Below are 16,901 nucleotides of genomic sequence, written 5' to 3' on the forward strand. Positions count from 1 at the left end.
CCTAAAACTCTTTGTTTAAATTATTTAAACCTTCTAGCATAAATTCATTTAAAAATTCTATTCCATTTATCGAATTTCCAGAGATTTGAGATTTAAAAGACTCTAATCCTCTATCAATATGAAGCTTAAAATATTTTGGAAGGTCTTTATCGTTTTTCTGTATTTCATAATGGTTTGCCATTAAAACTAGATATAAATCTGTATATTGACCAAATAAAACTTTTGAAGAATATTCCTTTCCTTGCGAATCTTTAATTTGCTCTACATCAAGTTTCTCATTTACTGATAATGAATAAGCCAATGCTATTCTGGCAATGACATTCTCCGAACCTAGATTTAACTTCCTGGTCAATTTGGAAATAATTTCCTTATTTTCCTCACTTGTACGAATACTTTTAAACACACTATAATTTTTAAGCTACTGGAAATAATTGATTTTTATTCAGTGGTCGGAAAAAAGATCCATTTTCGGAATTTTCTATCTGTATAACTTTATTCAAATTTGGTTCCAATGCCCGGAATTCATTTTCTGACAATTCTTTTTCCAGCAATGGAAAAAGCACGACCTGATCAGAAACGGTAGGGTAGAATTCCCGGATAATTTTTTCAGAGTGTAATTTATCAAATTTTTGTAAAGGACTATCAATAAAAACAGGAAAGTTTATTCCAGATTCATCTACCAAGGCTTTTAATAATGCTGTTGCATATAATTGCTGCTCTCCCTTGCTCAAATTTTCTTTACTAATTACTAAACCGTCACCATCAAGCAAACTAACATCCATTACCTCTTCACTAATATCAACCTTCACGTCTTCAATAAAGTTCTTTTTATGCATAAGGTTTTTAAGGCCTAAAGCAATGGTTTTTTGGAGGGTAAATCTCTTTTCTTCTTTTATTTTCTTAATTAATTGATTAACCTTCTTTAAAAGGTTTTCAGTTACCTGATACTTTTTCTTATCGATTTTCTGCAACTTAAATTTCTTTTCATATTCAGAAAGTACCGCAGTATGTCTATTCAATTCTGTATTAAGTCTTCCAAATTCTTCTTTCAGGTCATCCCTCTTTATCCAAGCTTTCTCATACTTTTCAGAATATTCGTTCTTTTGAGCTCTTAATTTTACTGCAACTGGATCGTCTTTTCGCGCTTCTGCCTCCCTGATTTTCTTTCCAACTATACTTAGCCTGGTTTTATTATCATTCTCCAGTTTTGTAACTCTTTCAAATTCTTCTTTATAAGAAGTTCTCAAATATTTTAAAAGAACCTGGAAATCACGAAATTCTTCATCAGAAAAATTCAGTAATATAGTTCCTTCTAGTTGCTGATGCGTTTTTTTCTTTAAGGTCTCCTCTACTGTAAGCTCAACTGATTTTTCAATTTGTGCTTTTATCCTTTTATCGAGCTTATCTAAATTCTTAAACAAACTTTTTTTGAATTCTTGTAATTCAATTCCTAGTGCTTCAGAGTTTATGGATTGCGATTTTAAACTTTGTTCTTTTTTAAGCTGTTCTTCTAGTGCAATTAACTGTTTTCCTGCAATAACCAGTGGAGCCAACTCCAGAAGCTTTTTAAAATCCCGTTTTATTTCAATAGCATCATCTTTTAAACTTTTCTGCTCGGCTACTAATTTATTTAGCTCTTCTACTGAAATACTATTGCCTCCCCTAATTAGGTTTTCCTGCAACTCATCAATCTTCTGTCTTAACTGGGAAAGTTCAATTTCTATATCGTCCTGGTTAGACTGGTTTAAATCTATAAGCTTTTGCAATTCTTCTTTCTTGCTTTCTAAACTCTCAAGTTTTTCTTTCTCGTATTCATCTATACCGTTTCTTCGTAATTTGGAAAGTAGAGAATCTAAGTTTTTCTTAAGTTCTTCATATTTTTTTATACCCAGCACTTCAGAATATGCTCTACTCAGACTTCTTAGCTCTGCTTTCGATTTCGCTTCAGCTAATGAAACTATTTTTTCAGCATCAAAAAAGAAAAATTTAGCTATCTCTCTAGGCAGAATAAAATCATTAATAAAAGTTTCGTAACCTACCTCCTTGGTTAATTCATTTTCAGCACCATCAATTAAAACCAATAATCGTTCCTCATTAGAATTTAGAATGAATTCTCTTTTAATAGTGATCGATTTACAGGGTATAGAGGGAATTGATAAGTCTATCAGCTTAATTTCTACAAAGCATTTAACCTCCTCTTCTGAAGAATTAGCGTTTCTTATTACTGAATTATTAATTAAGGATTTTCTGTAATTTTCATAACCCTCACTTGCTTTAAGATCTCTACGGTACTTATCTTCTACCTGAGACATCATTTTACCATAAAAAGCCCAAACTAGAGAGGTTAAGAATGTAGTTTTACCAAACCCATTTTTCCCCGCAATAAGAGTTAAATTTTCAGCCTTTTCAGTCAAAAACTCGATGGAGTTTTCCCCTTTATAAACCCTAAAATTATGAAGTGTGATTTTTTGAACTTTCATCTACTTTCCCTTTTCCACAAAATGCTCAATTCTTCTTTCCACATCATTATGTAGTCCATATTTTGAAAGCATTAAACTTTTAGTCTCCTGTATAGAAAGCAGGTTATTTATAAGAGAAATATATTCTACTTCCCCATCGCATACGTCTTTGAGTAGTCTTCTTTCTGTTGCATCTAAGGTATTATGCATATTGCTGGTACTCAAATTGGTGTCAAAAACCTCTCTATAAATGTCACCAACATTCCGATCAAAATACATGTCGCGATTCCAATTTACCTGTATGGCAATTAGTTCCTGATTGGTAATCAGCGTTAAATAAGGTTTCTCAATTTGAATATTTTTTTGAAGCTCTAATAGTTCTTTTAAAGTATCTGCTCTATATTTAAGTGCATAAGTTCCTTTTTTATGACCATCGGCATCAATTGCAGAAGTGCCGTTTCGTCTTATATCCATCCTATTGTCGCTAATATTTCTATTATCGATTAGCCTATCTCTGAAATTTAATAGTGGTCGTAACCATTCCTGTCCATTTTCAATTAATCCAGACATAGATTTATCTTTCTTAACCACCGTACATGTCCAGCATCCAAATCGACTTTTCCCACAAGATTTATGAGATTCATTTGTTACAACCGTTGGACATTCATAATCATCGGCACTTGCATCCGCATAGATTTTAAACAATAAAGAATTGTCAGCACCCCACGGCGAGGGTACAGCGTTAATAATATACCAGACCTCCTCTAACATCAAATCCTTTAGCGGAGCATACACAAAGGCATTTCTTTCATTAGCATGCCTTGATAGACGGCTCTGATACATTTCATGCTTTTTCATAGAACGCTCTCTACTTTGACTTTCCTCATATCGAGTACCTAATAAAATGATGGCTTTCCCCATTTCGTCTATTTGGTCTGAAAGAAAAGCAGACGTGGGTTTGATTTTCATTTTATCTGTACACCAGCGAAATTTGTTGTTCGGCACTGGATACCCCTTTCCAAGAATATTTACCCAGAATGACTCTTCTAGCTTAGGAGTAGTCTTTCTTACATATATAGGCAAATTTTGCTCTCTAGCTTCTTTCTCAATCTTATCTAAAACTTCATCCACATACGACGAAATTATAGGATTCTCTACCAAAGTATCATTATTCACAACGTAAACTGGTCTACCAGATTGAAAGGGATGATCAGTCTGTTCTCGAAATCTTTTAATAGCGATCCAAACTAGCGTTAGCAAAACAGTAGAATCTTTACCTCCGCTAAAACCAATTATCCAAGGCGTTTTTGAAGTATCCGAATAAGCATATTGATCGATTATCTCTTCGATAATGCCTTCTATTTTCGGACTTTTTAATTTTTGCATGAATGTTTTCTTTCAACTATAAAAATATGGAAAAAGTGGTGTTTAAAACCACTTTTTTCAGGTATTAATAGTATTTTTTTCAAAACCCTATGAGCAAATCAGATTACGGAAAACCATATCTTATTCTATCCTAGGAAATTTGTCTTGCAAAATTAATAATTCAAATTAGAATAAAACATGAAAAATTCGTGGAGTTTATTTACACCATCTTCTAATGATAATATCTTAGCGATCGAGAAAAAAATTATTACATCACACAATGATAAATATAGAAATAGCTTACAAGTTAGCACGAAGGACTTCCCCGAACCTTTTATGGGAAACAAAGATGCCAATATATATTTATTAATCGCGAACCCCAGAAGAAATAATGAAAAAGAAGAAGCTAATATCTCGCTAGTTAAAAATAATACAGAGTTAGAAAAAATTATTTTAAATAATTTAAAACATGAGTTTCCGACTACTCAATCCCTTTTATTTTTAGATGAACACTTTAAAAAACCTACTGGTTTTGATTGGTGGAATAGCGCAGTCTGTTTTGATCCCTATAAAACAAGAGTGTTCTTTTAAATCGATTAAAAATCCCTTAGATTAGACCCTTAATAAAATAGATAACACAACTAGTTGTGCCATCCGTAGGTTACCCACTATTAGAATCAGGATATATAACACAGACAAGAGAAAATTAATTTATGGCAAAAAATAATAAGATTAAATTGAAGATAAGCCAAAGAATTAGTGATCATTTAATTCAAGGCTTCTTGATTTTTCTAAGTGTCTTTTTTGCTTTCTGGCTTACAGAATATAGAGAAACGCAAAAAGATGCTAAAACTCTTGAGGTTTCTATAAAATATATTGCTTCCGAAATACAGTATAATCACAATAGAATTGAATATATTTATGAATATCATTCGAATTTGCTTACAGAAATTGATAGCTTAGAAGGACAAAACGATTCAAATTGGATGCAATTAGACGGTAGTGATTTAAGAAACTGGAAAGGTTTACAAACGCCTATGCTCCGTTCCACAGCATATCAAACCTATCTCAACTCCAATATAATCGATAATGTTGATTTCGAATTAGCAAAGTCTTTAACCAATATTTACTACGCACAATCTATTATAGAGGGATTTGACAACTCCATAATCGAATCTGCTATAACTGACACTGAAGGTTTAATGAGCTTGCCAAAATTGAAATATTTAACGCTAGTTTATTTGGGAGCTTTGCCAGACGTTATGAAGGAATATCAACTAGCGAAAAGGAATTGGCTTGATGAGTATGGTTACGATATTGACATTAAAAATGATAGCCTTAAAAGGGAAGTTAATAGAAGGATAAATATAACAGAATAACAGGGGGTAACAACATATAAAAACAATGCTTAATTTGTTCTCAAATCGAAACTCCCTGCTAGCTTGCTCAGCAGATTGTCTTTCGGACAATCACGCTCACCAGCTCGCACAGTTTTTATACGAGACTTTGCCACACATTTAAAATCGTGCTTAATTAAAAAATATGGGATTATTTGATATTTTTGGTAAAGGAAAAAATGATTCCCCATCAACTACGGATAACGGAATTTTAGGACCAACATATCTTGAGGGAATTACTGAGCAGATACCAAATCCTGTAAAATTGGAATCTATTGAATGGAGAAGAAAGCTAAAAACGAAACTCGGTCAAAATAAATTTCAGATAAAATATTACGGACAACTTCATCAAGATTATAAGAATTTGATTGTGGGAACTGATTTTGCACCTGCAAAAATTTTCGCTGTTGACGTTACGAACGGAAATGAAATTTTATTATTTGATGGTTGTAATCACGGATATAATTCAATGTTCTGCGACAAATATTCTAATAACCAAATTAATAATAGAATAGCTGTAAAAATTTATACCGATAAAACAGGAAATGACCAATTTGAAATAGTAATTTCTACACGTAACGGAATAGATTACGAAGATGAATTCAGAGACGAAGTTGACAAAAACGGAAATATTGAGCTGATTAATGGATTAAACGTGGCATTCAATATTGTAAAACGAAACGGATTTGATTCTTTGCAAATTTGGGCGATTAATAAAAGTGGAATTAAAACGGAAATAGTTTCCGAAGAGTTAGCGTAAAAAAACGTGTGGCAATAACTAAGCGTTCGTGTGGTCGGTACGGCCCAACATGAACGCATTGTTGACTAAACCGGTTCTTTGCCGGTTGGTCTTCTATGGGGATTACTCTCTTTTAGGAATTTAATTTATGAAGAACCGTTAGTCCTTCTTTACCTCTAGCAGGTTGAGTTATTGCAGCCAGAGGATAAAGTATAAAGTTCAGAATGAATATTTCTACAATTCATTATTAAATTATAACATCATCGTTGGTTTTAAGCCATAGGTCACCCCTTACGCTTTTTGAGAGCTGTTTTTCTTCTGGTCACTATTATTTTGGCTTTTTAATTTTTTCATCCAGTATTCCGGCGGGCCACGTGCCGTAAAGGTATGCAGGATAACCAAATTTCCTTTCTTGCACACCGGGCAAAGCTGGTGTTGTAATGGTTTACGCTCTTTGAGTTTGACCTGTCCAAGGCTTTGTCGTAGTTCTGTAAGCGTAATTTTTTTATGGTATGCACTCAAGATCCCATAATGACGGATGCGCACAAAACCTTTAGGAAGGATGTGGAGGGCAAAACCCCTGATGAACTCTGGATCGGATAGAGGTAACAGGGATTTCCTTCCCCCGTGTCGGTAATCTTTCACAGAAAATATAACGCTTTCATTATCCAGGTTTTTTATCCGATGGTTACTGATGGCGATCTTATGGGTATAGCGGCCACGGTATTCTACCACCTAGGCGGGGCCTAAAAATGGGCGTTTGCAGTAAACTACTCAGTTGTGTTTGAACAGGGTGTCATAAAAGTCCGTGGATTGTGGTGGAAGTTCAGTGCGAATAGAAGCTACAAAACGAGCTCTAAAAACGGTGCTCATAGCCTTAACCGGGAACAGGTATTTTCCATTGCTTTTTGCAGATTTCCATTGACCGATTTTATTTACCCCACCACCGGGCACGATACAATGTAAATGTGGGTGTAAGGACAGGTTCTGTCCCCAGGTATGCAGGATGGCGATCATTCCGGGATTGGCACCCAAAAATTTATGGTTGGATGAAAAACCATGGATTACCCGCCATGATATTTTAAACAGTAGGCCATACATTTTTTTAGATTCGTACAGGCATAGGTGATTGAGCGCTGATGTCAGGGTAAAGACCACGTGGAAGTAAGGCACGTTTAGAAGTTCTTCTTCCCGCGCACGGATCCACTGCTCCTTTTTATGCTCCTGGCACTTGGGACAATGGCGGTTGCGGCAACTATTGTAACTAAGATGAAGCCTATGGCAGCAAGGATTGTTACAGCGGTCAATATGGCCACCCAGGGCAGCAGTACGGCATTTGCGCAAGGCGTGCAGGGTTCTTGTCTGCCAGCTGTTGTAACAATAGCGGGATAAAGATTCCGTGTTCCGCTCCAGAACCTGGGCCACATCGTGAGCAGCAGGTTTCACGGCTATACCTTGTAGAGCCGATCCAGCGGACTGAAGGGCTTCTGCCTACCGAGTTGTGCCACGTGAAGGTAGGTCAGCGTAGTTTGGATATCTGCATGTCCCAGCAGATCCTTGACACTCATAATATCCAGTCCCATTTCCAAAAGATGGGTAGCATAACTGTGCCGAAGGCTATGGGTAGTGATCTCTTTTTGGATCCCACTATGTTTCCGGGCTTCCCGAACGATCCATTGCACTCCCATAGCCGATAACTGGACTGGATCACCTTTGCTGTTGTTGCCATTAAAACACCAGGTGATGGGATGTTCAGCAGCAACATATTTTTTTAGGCCACGCACCTGCATCTGGGATAAAGGAAAATAACGGTCTTTCCTTTACCTTGGCGGATGTGGAGCATCCCGCGATCAAAATCCAGGTCCTTGAGTTCCAGGCCACGAAGTTCAAAACAGCGAAGGCCACAGCCATAGTGCATCGCCAGTACCAATCGGTGTTTGAGCAGTTTGGGTGTTTTAAGCAGTTGCTTAATCTCACTACGACTTAATACCACTGGAAGTTTTTGGGGCCGTTCTATGGAAGGTAGCATGATCCGCATCTCTTTCATCCCAAAGATACGATAGGCATAGCGAAGACCGTAAACAGTATACTTAAAGAAACTATCCGATGGTATATTGTGCTGGGACTTTAAAACATACAGGTAGTCCAAAACCTGTTCTTCATCGAGAGCAAGCGGACTATAGTTAAAATGGAGGGTCATGTACGCGAGGCAACGGGCATAGTTGGTAAGGGTGCTTTGACTTTTACCGGCGAGTGCTACGGAACGCTTTAACTTGCGGTAGAGTTCATCGAACTCAGGAATAGAATTACAGGCCCTTTCAATAAGGGTACTACTTTTTTTTCATAACTTTCAATGAATTAATTACACAATACCTAAAGGTAGTGAATAGTGATCTAAATCTCTTGAAGCTACCTTTAGGTTTAGTTCAACAAAGAACTAAGCTAACTTCCAAGTATATTATCCCAATTGTGATACATAATTTTCATCGTAGGGCAAACCTGATGTAGCCACAGCAAATGCCAGTTTAAGTAACTTGTTACAAACGGCAATAAGTGCAAGCTTTTTACTTTTACCCTTGGCAATTATGCGTTCATAGATCTCCCTGCAGGCCTTGTTATGTTTAAAAGCGGTAAAGCTGCAAGAAATAGAAGATTTCTTTGAGTTTAAACTCAGGTAAGTGAGAAGAGGTTATTAAAACTCAGTATCTAAGAATTCGTGATTCCTACCTACTTACGTATCAAGAAAGGTTAATACTTAGATTATTCGGTGATTTTTAGTCGCGATAGTCACTAAGGCGGGTTTATCAAAAAGGCTTGAATTAAAATATCCAGTTTAAGGTACTGGATGAACCTTTTAAAGACTATACCATTTCTAATACGGTATTGAATAGCTTTTGATCTAACTGCTTTTGCCTTTGAAAACTTTTTTTAAGCGTTGTATGCAATACACGGTTGAATGCATTATAGCCTAGCCAAAGATTAGGCGCTTCATCAAGCAACAAAGATTCCTGATCTATAATTTCGAGTACTTCTTTGGACTTTTTAGAAGGTGATGGATTTTTATCGCTACACTCATATTTAAACAACTTTGTTTGCTTTAAAATATCCATTACGAATTGCTTAGTATCCAGAAGTTTTACGGTTTGAAGTTTACCAAATTTTGTAATAATACTATAATACTCATTCTCTAGAAACTTTTCAAAAAGATCACTCATTTTGGGCACTACTAATTCAGTATTATTTCGGGTATGTCTCACTGAAAAAGCTATTGATGTATCTGCTACATGTAAACCATTACTACATACTTTACGAAAGAAGCCAAAGTGTCCAGTTGTGTTCTCACTTCCATCGTAAGAATTTGTAAATCTAAGCATGGGTAAGATCTGATCATTTTCATTTTTAACTCTAAACTGGTTTTGATCCTCAATGATCAAGTCGAGTACAAAAGAGCGTTCGTTACGATTAATACTCCGTCTTTGAAAGCTCAAACCAGCTTCAATCAGCATGTTTTCTGCTTTTTCAAAAAACAAACGATTTGATAGATGTCCATAACTTTTGGAGACTACATTAACGATCTTTCCATTACTTAGAATAGCATTCTCAAGACCTTTTCGTGATGGATAACCGGTTAGCAGATCAAGGGCTACCATCTCATTCGGTAAGTAAAGGTTGTCTTGTTGAAGATTTGATAAATACATAATATGTGAATTTAGTTAAACAATAATTTTAACCTCATCACAAACGGAAGACAAAATTCCAAACCAGAAGGAAACGGAATAAATAGCAAGGCATCGAGCGGTTTATGCCGTAGTCTTATGGAAAGGGATATTTTGCGAGTTTAGCTTTGGTTTAAACTATTGACTATTAAAATCAATTACCGCAATATCAAAATCACCATTAGCAATAACTATAAGCTTCTTTTAAAACCTTCTAAAATTTAAAACCACGAAAATTGTATTTACTCTTTTTCATATCCTCTTCTATGGAAGTATCCAAGCAGAAAATTCAAGAGCTCTGGATACCCTTTATGCCAACGAAACCTATAATGTAGCGTTGTTTTTTCCAAAACCAATTCGTCAGGGAATTTCCGAAGCTGAAAATTTTGCTTTTACATTTAATTGTGATCAGCAACAAAATCTTGGACTTTTACAGGCCAGACGAGGTAATCTTACCAATTTACTGGTGATCTGCAGCGATGGTTCCGTATATAACTATATTCTAAAGTATAAAAAAGATCTTTCCAAACTTACTTATTTTTTTAAGTCCGGCATCAAGTATTGGAAACGAACGGTATCAAAAAGGAATATCGGAACAGCAAAAGAACCAGAATATTACAAGTGATTCTCCTATGATTAAAAATGATAGTATTGATTATAAACCAACATGCAAGGCAATCTTAAATAGTCAAGAGCATATTCGAAAAAAGAAAAAAAGTAAGTATGGTACCAACTTGAAGCTTCAAAATATTCTGTTTAGGGATCATAAGCTGTATTTTAAATTTCAATTAAGCAATACCTCTACTCTGGACTATGATTTTAATTTTCTTAAACTATATATACAAACGAAGCAAAGGGGAAAGAAAAAATCTATGCAAAGTGTTCTGAAAAAACCTATTGACTCCTTCCACTTACCAAAGAAAATAATTGGTGGAGCAACAGCGAGTTTTGTCGTCGCTTTTGATAAGTTTTCCATCGTTAAAGATAAACGGCTTTTTATTGATCTCATCGAAGCTAATGGTTAACGACATATCGATCTAAAAGTGAATAGTAGAGTGGTCAACTTTCCGAATTTATAAATACTAACATTAAAAAATCAAGATTTATAAGTTATCCAAAATAGAATTAGATCAATTTTTTAGGTTATTATACATTGCCAAAATATGGGTCCATGTTATTAAAGAGGTCTAATAATGATTATAGACCTCATTCAAATTCGAAAATTTTTAATTTATATTATTATTGACATATCTTCATTTAACTTGTGATCTAAAACTCTAGCATCATGGATAGCCCAATAAAGCCAGATGTGAAATTTATGCGGTTTGGAATGCATATACTTAAACCCCGATCAAGAAATTCAAAGACCAAACGCAATAATGGCATCAAGATTCATTTACGAGGGAAAGTCTATTTTGGTTCGGAAAACGATATGTAATTGAAAAATCAACAAGACTTTCGGAATTACCTTAGAAGTAGATTTACCGGAAGTTTACCGGGTTAGTGGCAACAGATAAAAAAAACCTTTCTTTCAAAAACTGTAAATGAAACCAATCTATACCTACAAAATACCTTCTAAGATCCACAACAGCCAATCGCTACGGTTTTATATGTACTACCCAAATTTGTACTCTAGAATAAGGAAAAATTGAGACTGGAATTAGAGTAGTTGAATAAAGGTAGGAAGGTATTTTATAAAAAGAAATTATAGATTTCTAATAATGATTAACTTACTTTTTTTCTCAGTTTATTAAGCATAAGAAGTGCCACAAGTCCATAAGTCTCAACTTTCATCGTAAAATTTTCCTACCAAATGGTAGTTTTAGCAATAGTATTCCGGCATACATTTGAACTATAGTAGCAAGAAAATCTATAATGATGAAGAAGAAAATTTTAATTGCCGGTGCCACCGGGATGCTGGGGAGTAAAATCGCAGACTATCTTTTACAACAAGGAGCTGAAGTCATCGCCATTGTTCGGGAGTCCAGCAAGACAGAAAAAATTAGCCAGTTAAAGTATAGTGGGGCAACCATCATTCCACTTCAAATGGAAGATCGCCTAGCGCTCCAAAGAGCATGCGAAGGAGTTTCCTGCGTAATTTCAGCAGTAGCCGGTTTAGGTGAAACCATTATTGATTTTCAGTCGCGCCTGTTAGATGCGGCCATTGCTGCTAAGGTTCCCCGTTTTATTCCTTCCGATTTTTCGACAGATTTTACGCAAATGGATAAAGGTTTCAATCGAAACTTCGACCTCAGGAAAGAATTTAAAGTGTATTTGGATCAGCAACCAATACAGTCGACTTCTATTTTTAACGGGGCTTTTGCCTACCTCTTAAACTACAACCTTCCATTATTCAATGTAAAAGAAGGAAGAGTACTTTTTTACGGAGAAAAACAGGATTTTTCAATCGATTTTACGACGGTAGAAGATACCGCACAATATACCGCAAAAGTAGCTTTGGACGATAAGACTCCTCGAAACCTGAATATTGCCAGTTTTAGTCCGAGTCCAAAGGATTTTGGAGCCATTGGAAAACAATTTTTTGATAAAGATTTTGAACTGATCAATGGCGGATCCTTAGAAGATTTCGCTACCGTAATTCAGGAAAAAAGAAAAGCTAATCCGAAGAGCGAACAGGAACTGTATGCCGATTGGCAACAAATGCAATACCTGCACAGTATGTTTTTGGTGCATCATTTAGAACTGAACAATAACCGTTATCAAGACCTGCAATGGGCTTCTATGGCACAAGTAATTAAAAAGTAAGAATCTATGGAAACTCAAGCTCAATATTCAGATAAAGAATTGGTCAAGCAATTACCGGGATTTACCAGCCACCTGATCACGGCAAATAATATTCAATTACATTATGTTGCAGGTGGTACTGGGCAACCGCTTATTTGCCTTCCCGGCTGGCCGCAAACCTGGTATTCTTTTCATAAGGTAATGCCGGAGCTAGCAAAAAAATATACTGTTATTGTAGTCGATATTCGGGGAATGGGCAGCTCAGATAAACCCTTCAATGGCTACGACAAAAAAACGATGGCCAAGGATATTTTTGAACTGATCCAAAAACTAGGGATTCAAAAAGCACATGTATTGGGACACGATATTGGTGGAATGGTGGCTTCAAGTCTTGCTTTTAATTATCCGCAGGCCGTGGATAAACTTATCCTGATGGACGGCGCCCACCCGAGCGAAGCAATGCGGGAAATGCGCCTGCTCCCTATGCCGGGAACTTTTGGAGATAAAATAAATGATAAAATGCCATTTTTATGGTGGATGGCTTTTAATCAGGTAAAGGAATTACCAGAACAGCTATTGGAAGGCCGGTTTAGGTACCTATTAGATTGGTTGTTTTCTTACGTAATGTTGGATGATGCTAAAATGAGTGATTTTGACCGGGAAGTTGCCGCCTACCATTATAATCGGCCTGAAAACATTAGGGCATCTAATGCCTGGTACCAGACTTTTGAACGGGACATCAAGGATATGAATACTTACGCCACCCTGCAAATGCCAGTTCTGGGAATGGCCAGCGAAAGCAGCTACGAATTTATGAAGCAAGGATTGCCCTATATTGCAAAAAATGTAGAGGTGATTAAGGTAGAAGGTTCCGGGCACTATTTTAATGAAGAAAATCCACAGGCCGTCATTGATGCCGTGCTTCAATTTCTAAACTAATGTATTGAAAAGAGGCTATATAAAAAGTAACTTTAAGCTGTAAAACTGAATTTATCGAAGTTCTTAAGATATTAATAACCAAATGATCTTCGTCAGGATCGGACTAACAATCCAATACAGAACAATTTTTTAGACAGCCTCTTATTTAGTTTAAGACAGTTCATCGCTGAAGGTTTTCTTATGCTCCCGAGCAAACGCTACAAACGAATTTGGTTCACGTTTGCCAATACGCTTCACTTCATAAGAAATATCTAAAGCGTGAGCTCCAGCCACAACATCTGCAAATTGAACCACAATTCCACTAGCGAACCAACTCGAAGCTCCAGAAAGTCCTAAGATAGTTCGGAAAACAAGCTTGGGAAGATTCAGATAGCGTACTTTCATATCTAGAACGCCAGACAATTGACCTGCAATTTCTTTCATATCCAAAGTTTCAGGCCCTGTGAGATAATAAGTAGCAAATCTATGATTCTCTTTGTCTTTTAAAACCTCTAAAGCCACATAGGCAACATCGCGTGAATCGATATACGCTACTTTTCCATCTCCTGCTACCTGAGGCAGATAACCTCGAGAAATCGGTTTATTTGAAGAAAGGAAATTCTGCATAAAAGCCGTAGGTTTCAGAATAGTCCACGCTATGCCAGAACCACGTAGGTAATGATCGATAGTGGCGTGTGATTTTGCCCAGGGTACGGCTGACCTAATGTTGGCATCTGAGGCCGAAACCTTGACAATATATTTTATAGCGCTTGTTTTGGCAGCATCTATGGCCGCTTTCTCCCATTCTACCTGTTCTTGTGTGGGTGGCGTTATTAAAATTAAACTTTCACAGCCCTTCATAGCAGCTTTCAAACTTTCAGGATGTTGAAAATCACCTAGCACGGCGTTTATTCCTTGCTGCTTAAAGTCTTTGATTTGTTTTTCTTTTCGGCACATCGCCTGAAAATTGATATTGGATTCGGTCAATAATTGACAAAGTTTTTGCCCTATATCACTTGTTGCTCCGGTTACTAAAATCATATCTTATTTTTTAATTCATTATTAAATAATACAAACTCGAAATTCAATCGCTAATCTGATTATTTCTGCTTTTTATCAAAGCCTAGTCATTGAATTGCACTCATCAGCGTCCCTTTCAAGCTTTCTAAGCGTATTCTACTATTCACCAGTTGTAGCTTGATTTCATTTACCTGAACTTTGGCATTAAACAGCGCGATTTGTGTATCTCGCAAATCGAGTGCAGTGGTCTGCCCATTGTAATAGCGATCTTGTGTCCTGCTGAAGGTTTCTTCAAACATACCAATATTATTTAGTGACTAACAGTCATTTTTTGTTTAAAAAAATTTAATTGACAATACTTACTTATAAAACTTAAAGGAATTACTGTAAAGGAGTTAATCGAAAATTAGATAGGCCAACTTTTTAGTTTTTAATATTCAAGCATAGGCATTTCAGAACTCCTTACATTTTAAACAACTACTTAATGCGAAAATGACTAACAGTCATTTTAATTTAAAATTTTTTAAGTAACTCCGTTGATAATCATATCGACATAGGTTTTCATCATTTCGTTCTGGCTCAGGTGCTTTACATCCTCAATAAAAACTTTTTTAGCTTCCATAAACTGCATCACCCCCATAGAACTGCCCCATAAGACAAAAGTTCCATATACTGGATCTATATCTTTCCTGATGATTCCTTTTTCTTGTTGATTTTTTAAATGATCGATCACAAAACCGGTAACTTTATCGCTTATTTTTTTATAACCATCGACTTCACTTTTAAATTCTGGTCGCTCCATATATATGATGAGTTCGAAATAAGCAGGATAATCTAGTGAAAATGCGTAACTGGAAAGAATAAAGGCTTTGGTATTTTCAATACCCACCTGATCTTCACGCTGGCTTAGCTTAAAATAATTCAACATTAAGCTTAATGCTTTTATACTTACCTCGGCTAAAACATCATCCTTACTTTCAAAATATTTATAAAATGTTCCTTTAGCAATCCCTAAATAATCCACTACCTTATCGATGGTAAATTGCTGTACCCCATTTTCCTTAAGAACAATATCGGCACCATTTACTATCTGCGTATGGCGTGAAGTTGAACGAAGCTGTTTTTTAGTGTCTATCATATAAAAAATGACTGTTAGTCACTACAAATATATAATTTTTAGGATAACGCTATTTTTCCATTTAAAATTTTAACGCTTACTTAACTCTTGTAAACTTCAATACTAAATTATTCTGGGGGAGTCTCTTGGTCTTCAAGATTTTCTCCAACATCCTCTGGCTAATTTCCCTATTTTTGAATACGATGCAGATGACTATCCATAGCTGCATTAAAAATGAACATAAAGCGTTTTCAACTTATGAAATCATTTACTGAATTTATACAATCAAAAGTTTTTATTACAGAGGAACTATTACGGGAAGTGCTTACTAAATTTCAGGAAAAAGAATATGCGCCCCATCAGGTGCTGCTTAAACGGGGACAGATTGCTAATCAGTATTATTTTATCATTTCGGGAGGATTACGTTTCTTTTCAGGAGAAAACGAAAATGAACATACAGCTTGGGCTTTTTTTGATGGGGAATTCATTACGGAAATTAGTAGTCTGGCACCTCGTAAACCTACACGTTTTACGATTGAATCGATTGGTAAAACCCGGTTATTGGTTATCGCACGCACTGATATGGATGTGCTGTATGCGCGATTTCCTATATGGCAGGAGTTTGGACGTAAAATTTGGGAGGATATTTGTATTCAGCAAATTGAGCAAAATGTAAATTATCAGACCTTAACGGCGGAAGGCATTTATTTAAAACTAATGGAAAACAGGGAGTTTATTCAAAAAATGCCGGTAAAACAGTTGGCCAGTATTTTGGGGATTACTCCCAATGCATTGAGCAGGATTAGGAGGAATATAAAATAATGAAAATTTCATTTCTCCAGTATGCTAAAAAAGGATAAATAGTTAGCTCTCGAATTTACTCACTTATACATTACTTTTTGATCGAAAAAAAAAACATTAGCTAAACGAGAGTATACATTTAGCTACAAAATTGCGTAATGTCAACTACTTTTTAGCATTTAATCATCGATAAGTTTGCAATGCTTAATCAATTCCAATTTATAATAATGAAAACAGTATTTATAACAGGAGCTAACAAAGGAATCGGATTAGAAACGTCTAAACAGTTGGCTGAATTAGGTTATATGGTTAATGTAGGAAGTAGGAATAAAACGAAAGGACAGAAAGCATTAGAAAATTTTAAAAATAGAGGAATTACAAACGTAGGCCTTATTGAGATTGATGTAACAAATAGCCTTAAACGTTTGCTTAATTTAATTTTGAAAATATATAGCTCTAGAAATAAATACATTGCGTAAGAAAAAAGACCGGAATTTCATCCAGTCTTTTATTATTAAGTTTTTTAAAATGATTTAAAAATTTATTTTTTGGCATAAAAGAATTTTTATTACACTTATTTCTATAAATGGCTTATCTATAACTAAAATAATCTTTAGCACTCCA

The 16,901-nt window shown here is 35.5% G+C and carries 16 protein-coding genes and 3 pseudogenes; 9 read left to right on the top strand and 10 right to left on the bottom strand.

What is annotated here, in order from left to right:
* Position 1 precedes the first annotated feature (1 nt).
* From QWY91_RS05805 to dndC, 3 genes are read right to left on the bottom strand one after another with little or no spacing between them, the layout of a single operon-like run.
* Positions 2-403, bottom strand: coding sequence for a DndE family protein (locus QWY91_RS05805; RefSeq protein ID WP_290232518.1), 402 nt, complete (start codon positions 401-403; stop codon positions 2-4).
* A gap of 10 nt (positions 404-413) precedes the next feature.
* Positions 414-2,480 carry a DNA sulfur modification protein DndD gene (gene dndD, locus QWY91_RS05810; RefSeq protein WP_290232520.1) on the bottom strand — a complete coding sequence of 689 codons (2,067 nt, stop codon included), beginning with the start codon at positions 2,478-2,480 and terminating at the stop codon, positions 414-416.
* On the bottom strand, positions 2,481-3,845 hold the full coding sequence (gene dndC / locus QWY91_RS05815; protein ID WP_290232521.1) for a DNA phosphorothioation system sulfurtransferase DndC: 1,365 nt from the start codon (positions 3,843-3,845) through the stop codon (positions 2,481-2,483). It lies immediately after the preceding gene.
* Positions 3,846-4,022: 177 nt separating this feature from the next.
* On the opposite strand from dndC, the gene QWY91_RS05820 reads away from it, so the two are divergent.
* The 3 genes from QWY91_RS05820 (at position 4,023) to QWY91_RS05830 (ending at position 5,981) form a co-directional block, all read left to right on the top strand.
* Positions 4,023-4,415, top strand: coding sequence for a hypothetical protein (locus QWY91_RS05820; protein WP_290232523.1), 393 nt, complete (start codon positions 4,023-4,025; stop codon positions 4,413-4,415).
* Between the two features lie 122 nt (positions 4,416-4,537).
* Positions 4,538-5,203, top strand: a complete 666-nt coding sequence (locus QWY91_RS05825; protein WP_290232525.1) for a hypothetical protein — start codon at positions 4,538-4,540, stop codon at positions 5,201-5,203.
* 163 nt (positions 5,204-5,366) lie between these two features.
* Positions 5,367-5,981 (top strand): hypothetical protein, encoded by a 615-nt coding sequence (locus QWY91_RS05830; protein ID WP_290232527.1) that lies wholly within the window; start codon positions 5,367-5,369, stop codon positions 5,979-5,981.
* A 270-nt stretch (positions 5,982-6,251) separates the two neighbouring features.
* On the opposite strand, the pseudogene QWY91_RS05835 reads toward QWY91_RS05830, so the two are convergent.
* From QWY91_RS05835 to QWY91_RS05855, 4 genes and pseudogenes are all read right to left on the bottom strand, one after another.
* Positions 6,252-7,406, bottom strand: a pseudogene (locus tag QWY91_RS05835) (IS91 family transposase).
* Between the two features lie 2 nt (positions 7,407-7,408).
* Positions 7,409-8,160, bottom strand: a pseudogene (locus tag QWY91_RS19365) (tyrosine-type recombinase/integrase).
* 258 nt (positions 8,161-8,418) lie between these two features.
* A pseudogene (locus tag QWY91_RS05850) lies at positions 8,419-8,618 on the bottom strand (IS110 family transposase); the annotation flags it as partial.
* A 203-nt stretch (positions 8,619-8,821) separates the two neighbouring features.
* Entirely contained in the window at positions 8,822-9,658 is an 837-nt protein-coding gene (locus tag QWY91_RS05855) for a DUF932 domain-containing protein (protein WP_290232530.1), read from the bottom strand.
* Between the two features lie 355 nt (positions 9,659-10,013).
* Between QWY91_RS05855 and QWY91_RS05860 the strand changes: the two genes are divergently transcribed.
* From QWY91_RS05860 to QWY91_RS05875, 4 genes are all read left to right on the top strand, one after another.
* Positions 10,014-10,301, top strand: a complete 288-nt coding sequence (locus tag QWY91_RS05860; RefSeq protein WP_290232532.1) for a hypothetical protein — start codon at positions 10,014-10,016, stop codon at positions 10,299-10,301.
* Between the two features lie 7 nt (positions 10,302-10,308).
* Positions 10,309-10,701, top strand: coding sequence for a DUF4138 domain-containing protein (locus QWY91_RS05865; RefSeq protein WP_290232534.1), 393 nt, complete (start codon positions 10,309-10,311; stop codon positions 10,699-10,701).
* Between the two features lie 850 nt (positions 10,702-11,551).
* On the top strand, positions 11,552-12,442 hold the full coding sequence (locus QWY91_RS05870; RefSeq protein ID WP_290232536.1) for an NmrA family NAD(P)-binding protein: 891 nt from the start codon (positions 11,552-11,554) through the stop codon (positions 12,440-12,442).
* A gap of 6 nt (positions 12,443-12,448) precedes the next feature.
* On the top strand, positions 12,449-13,360 hold the full coding sequence (locus tag QWY91_RS05875) for an alpha/beta fold hydrolase (protein WP_290232537.1): 912 nt from the start codon (positions 12,449-12,451) through the stop codon (positions 13,358-13,360).
* Between the two features lie 150 nt (positions 13,361-13,510).
* Here QWY91_RS05875 and QWY91_RS05880 read toward each other — a convergent pair whose 3' ends face one another.
* The 3 genes from QWY91_RS05880 to QWY91_RS05890 form a co-directional block, all read right to left on the bottom strand.
* Entirely contained in the window at positions 13,511-14,380 is an 870-nt protein-coding gene (locus QWY91_RS05880) for an SDR family oxidoreductase (RefSeq protein WP_290232539.1), read from the bottom strand.
* A gap of 86 nt (positions 14,381-14,466) precedes the next feature.
* A complete protein-coding gene (locus QWY91_RS05885) occupies positions 14,467-14,658 on the bottom strand; it encodes a TolC family protein (protein WP_290232541.1) in 192 nt (63 codons plus the stop codon).
* A gap of 224 nt (positions 14,659-14,882) precedes the next feature.
* Positions 14,883-15,497, bottom strand: coding sequence for a TetR/AcrR family transcriptional regulator (locus QWY91_RS05890; protein WP_290232543.1), 615 nt, complete (start codon positions 15,495-15,497; stop codon positions 14,883-14,885).
* A gap of 237 nt (positions 15,498-15,734) precedes the next feature.
* On the opposite strand from QWY91_RS05890, the gene QWY91_RS05895 reads away from it, so the two are divergent.
* Positions 15,735-16,298 carry a Crp/Fnr family transcriptional regulator gene (locus QWY91_RS05895; RefSeq protein WP_290232545.1) on the top strand — a complete coding sequence of 188 codons (564 nt, stop codon included), beginning with the start codon at positions 15,735-15,737 and terminating at the stop codon, positions 16,296-16,298.
* Between the two features lie 206 nt (positions 16,299-16,504).
* Positions 16,505-16,756 carry an SDR family NAD(P)-dependent oxidoreductase gene (locus QWY91_RS05900; protein ID WP_290232547.1) on the top strand — a complete coding sequence of 84 codons (252 nt, stop codon included), beginning with the start codon at positions 16,505-16,507 and terminating at the stop codon, positions 16,754-16,756.
* Positions 16,757-16,901 lie beyond the last annotated feature (145 nt).

The sequence above is a fragment of the Zunongwangia endophytica genome, from assembly GCF_030409505.1.
GTDB lineage: Bacteria > Bacteroidota > Bacteroidia > Flavobacteriales > Flavobacteriaceae > Zunongwangia > Zunongwangia endophytica.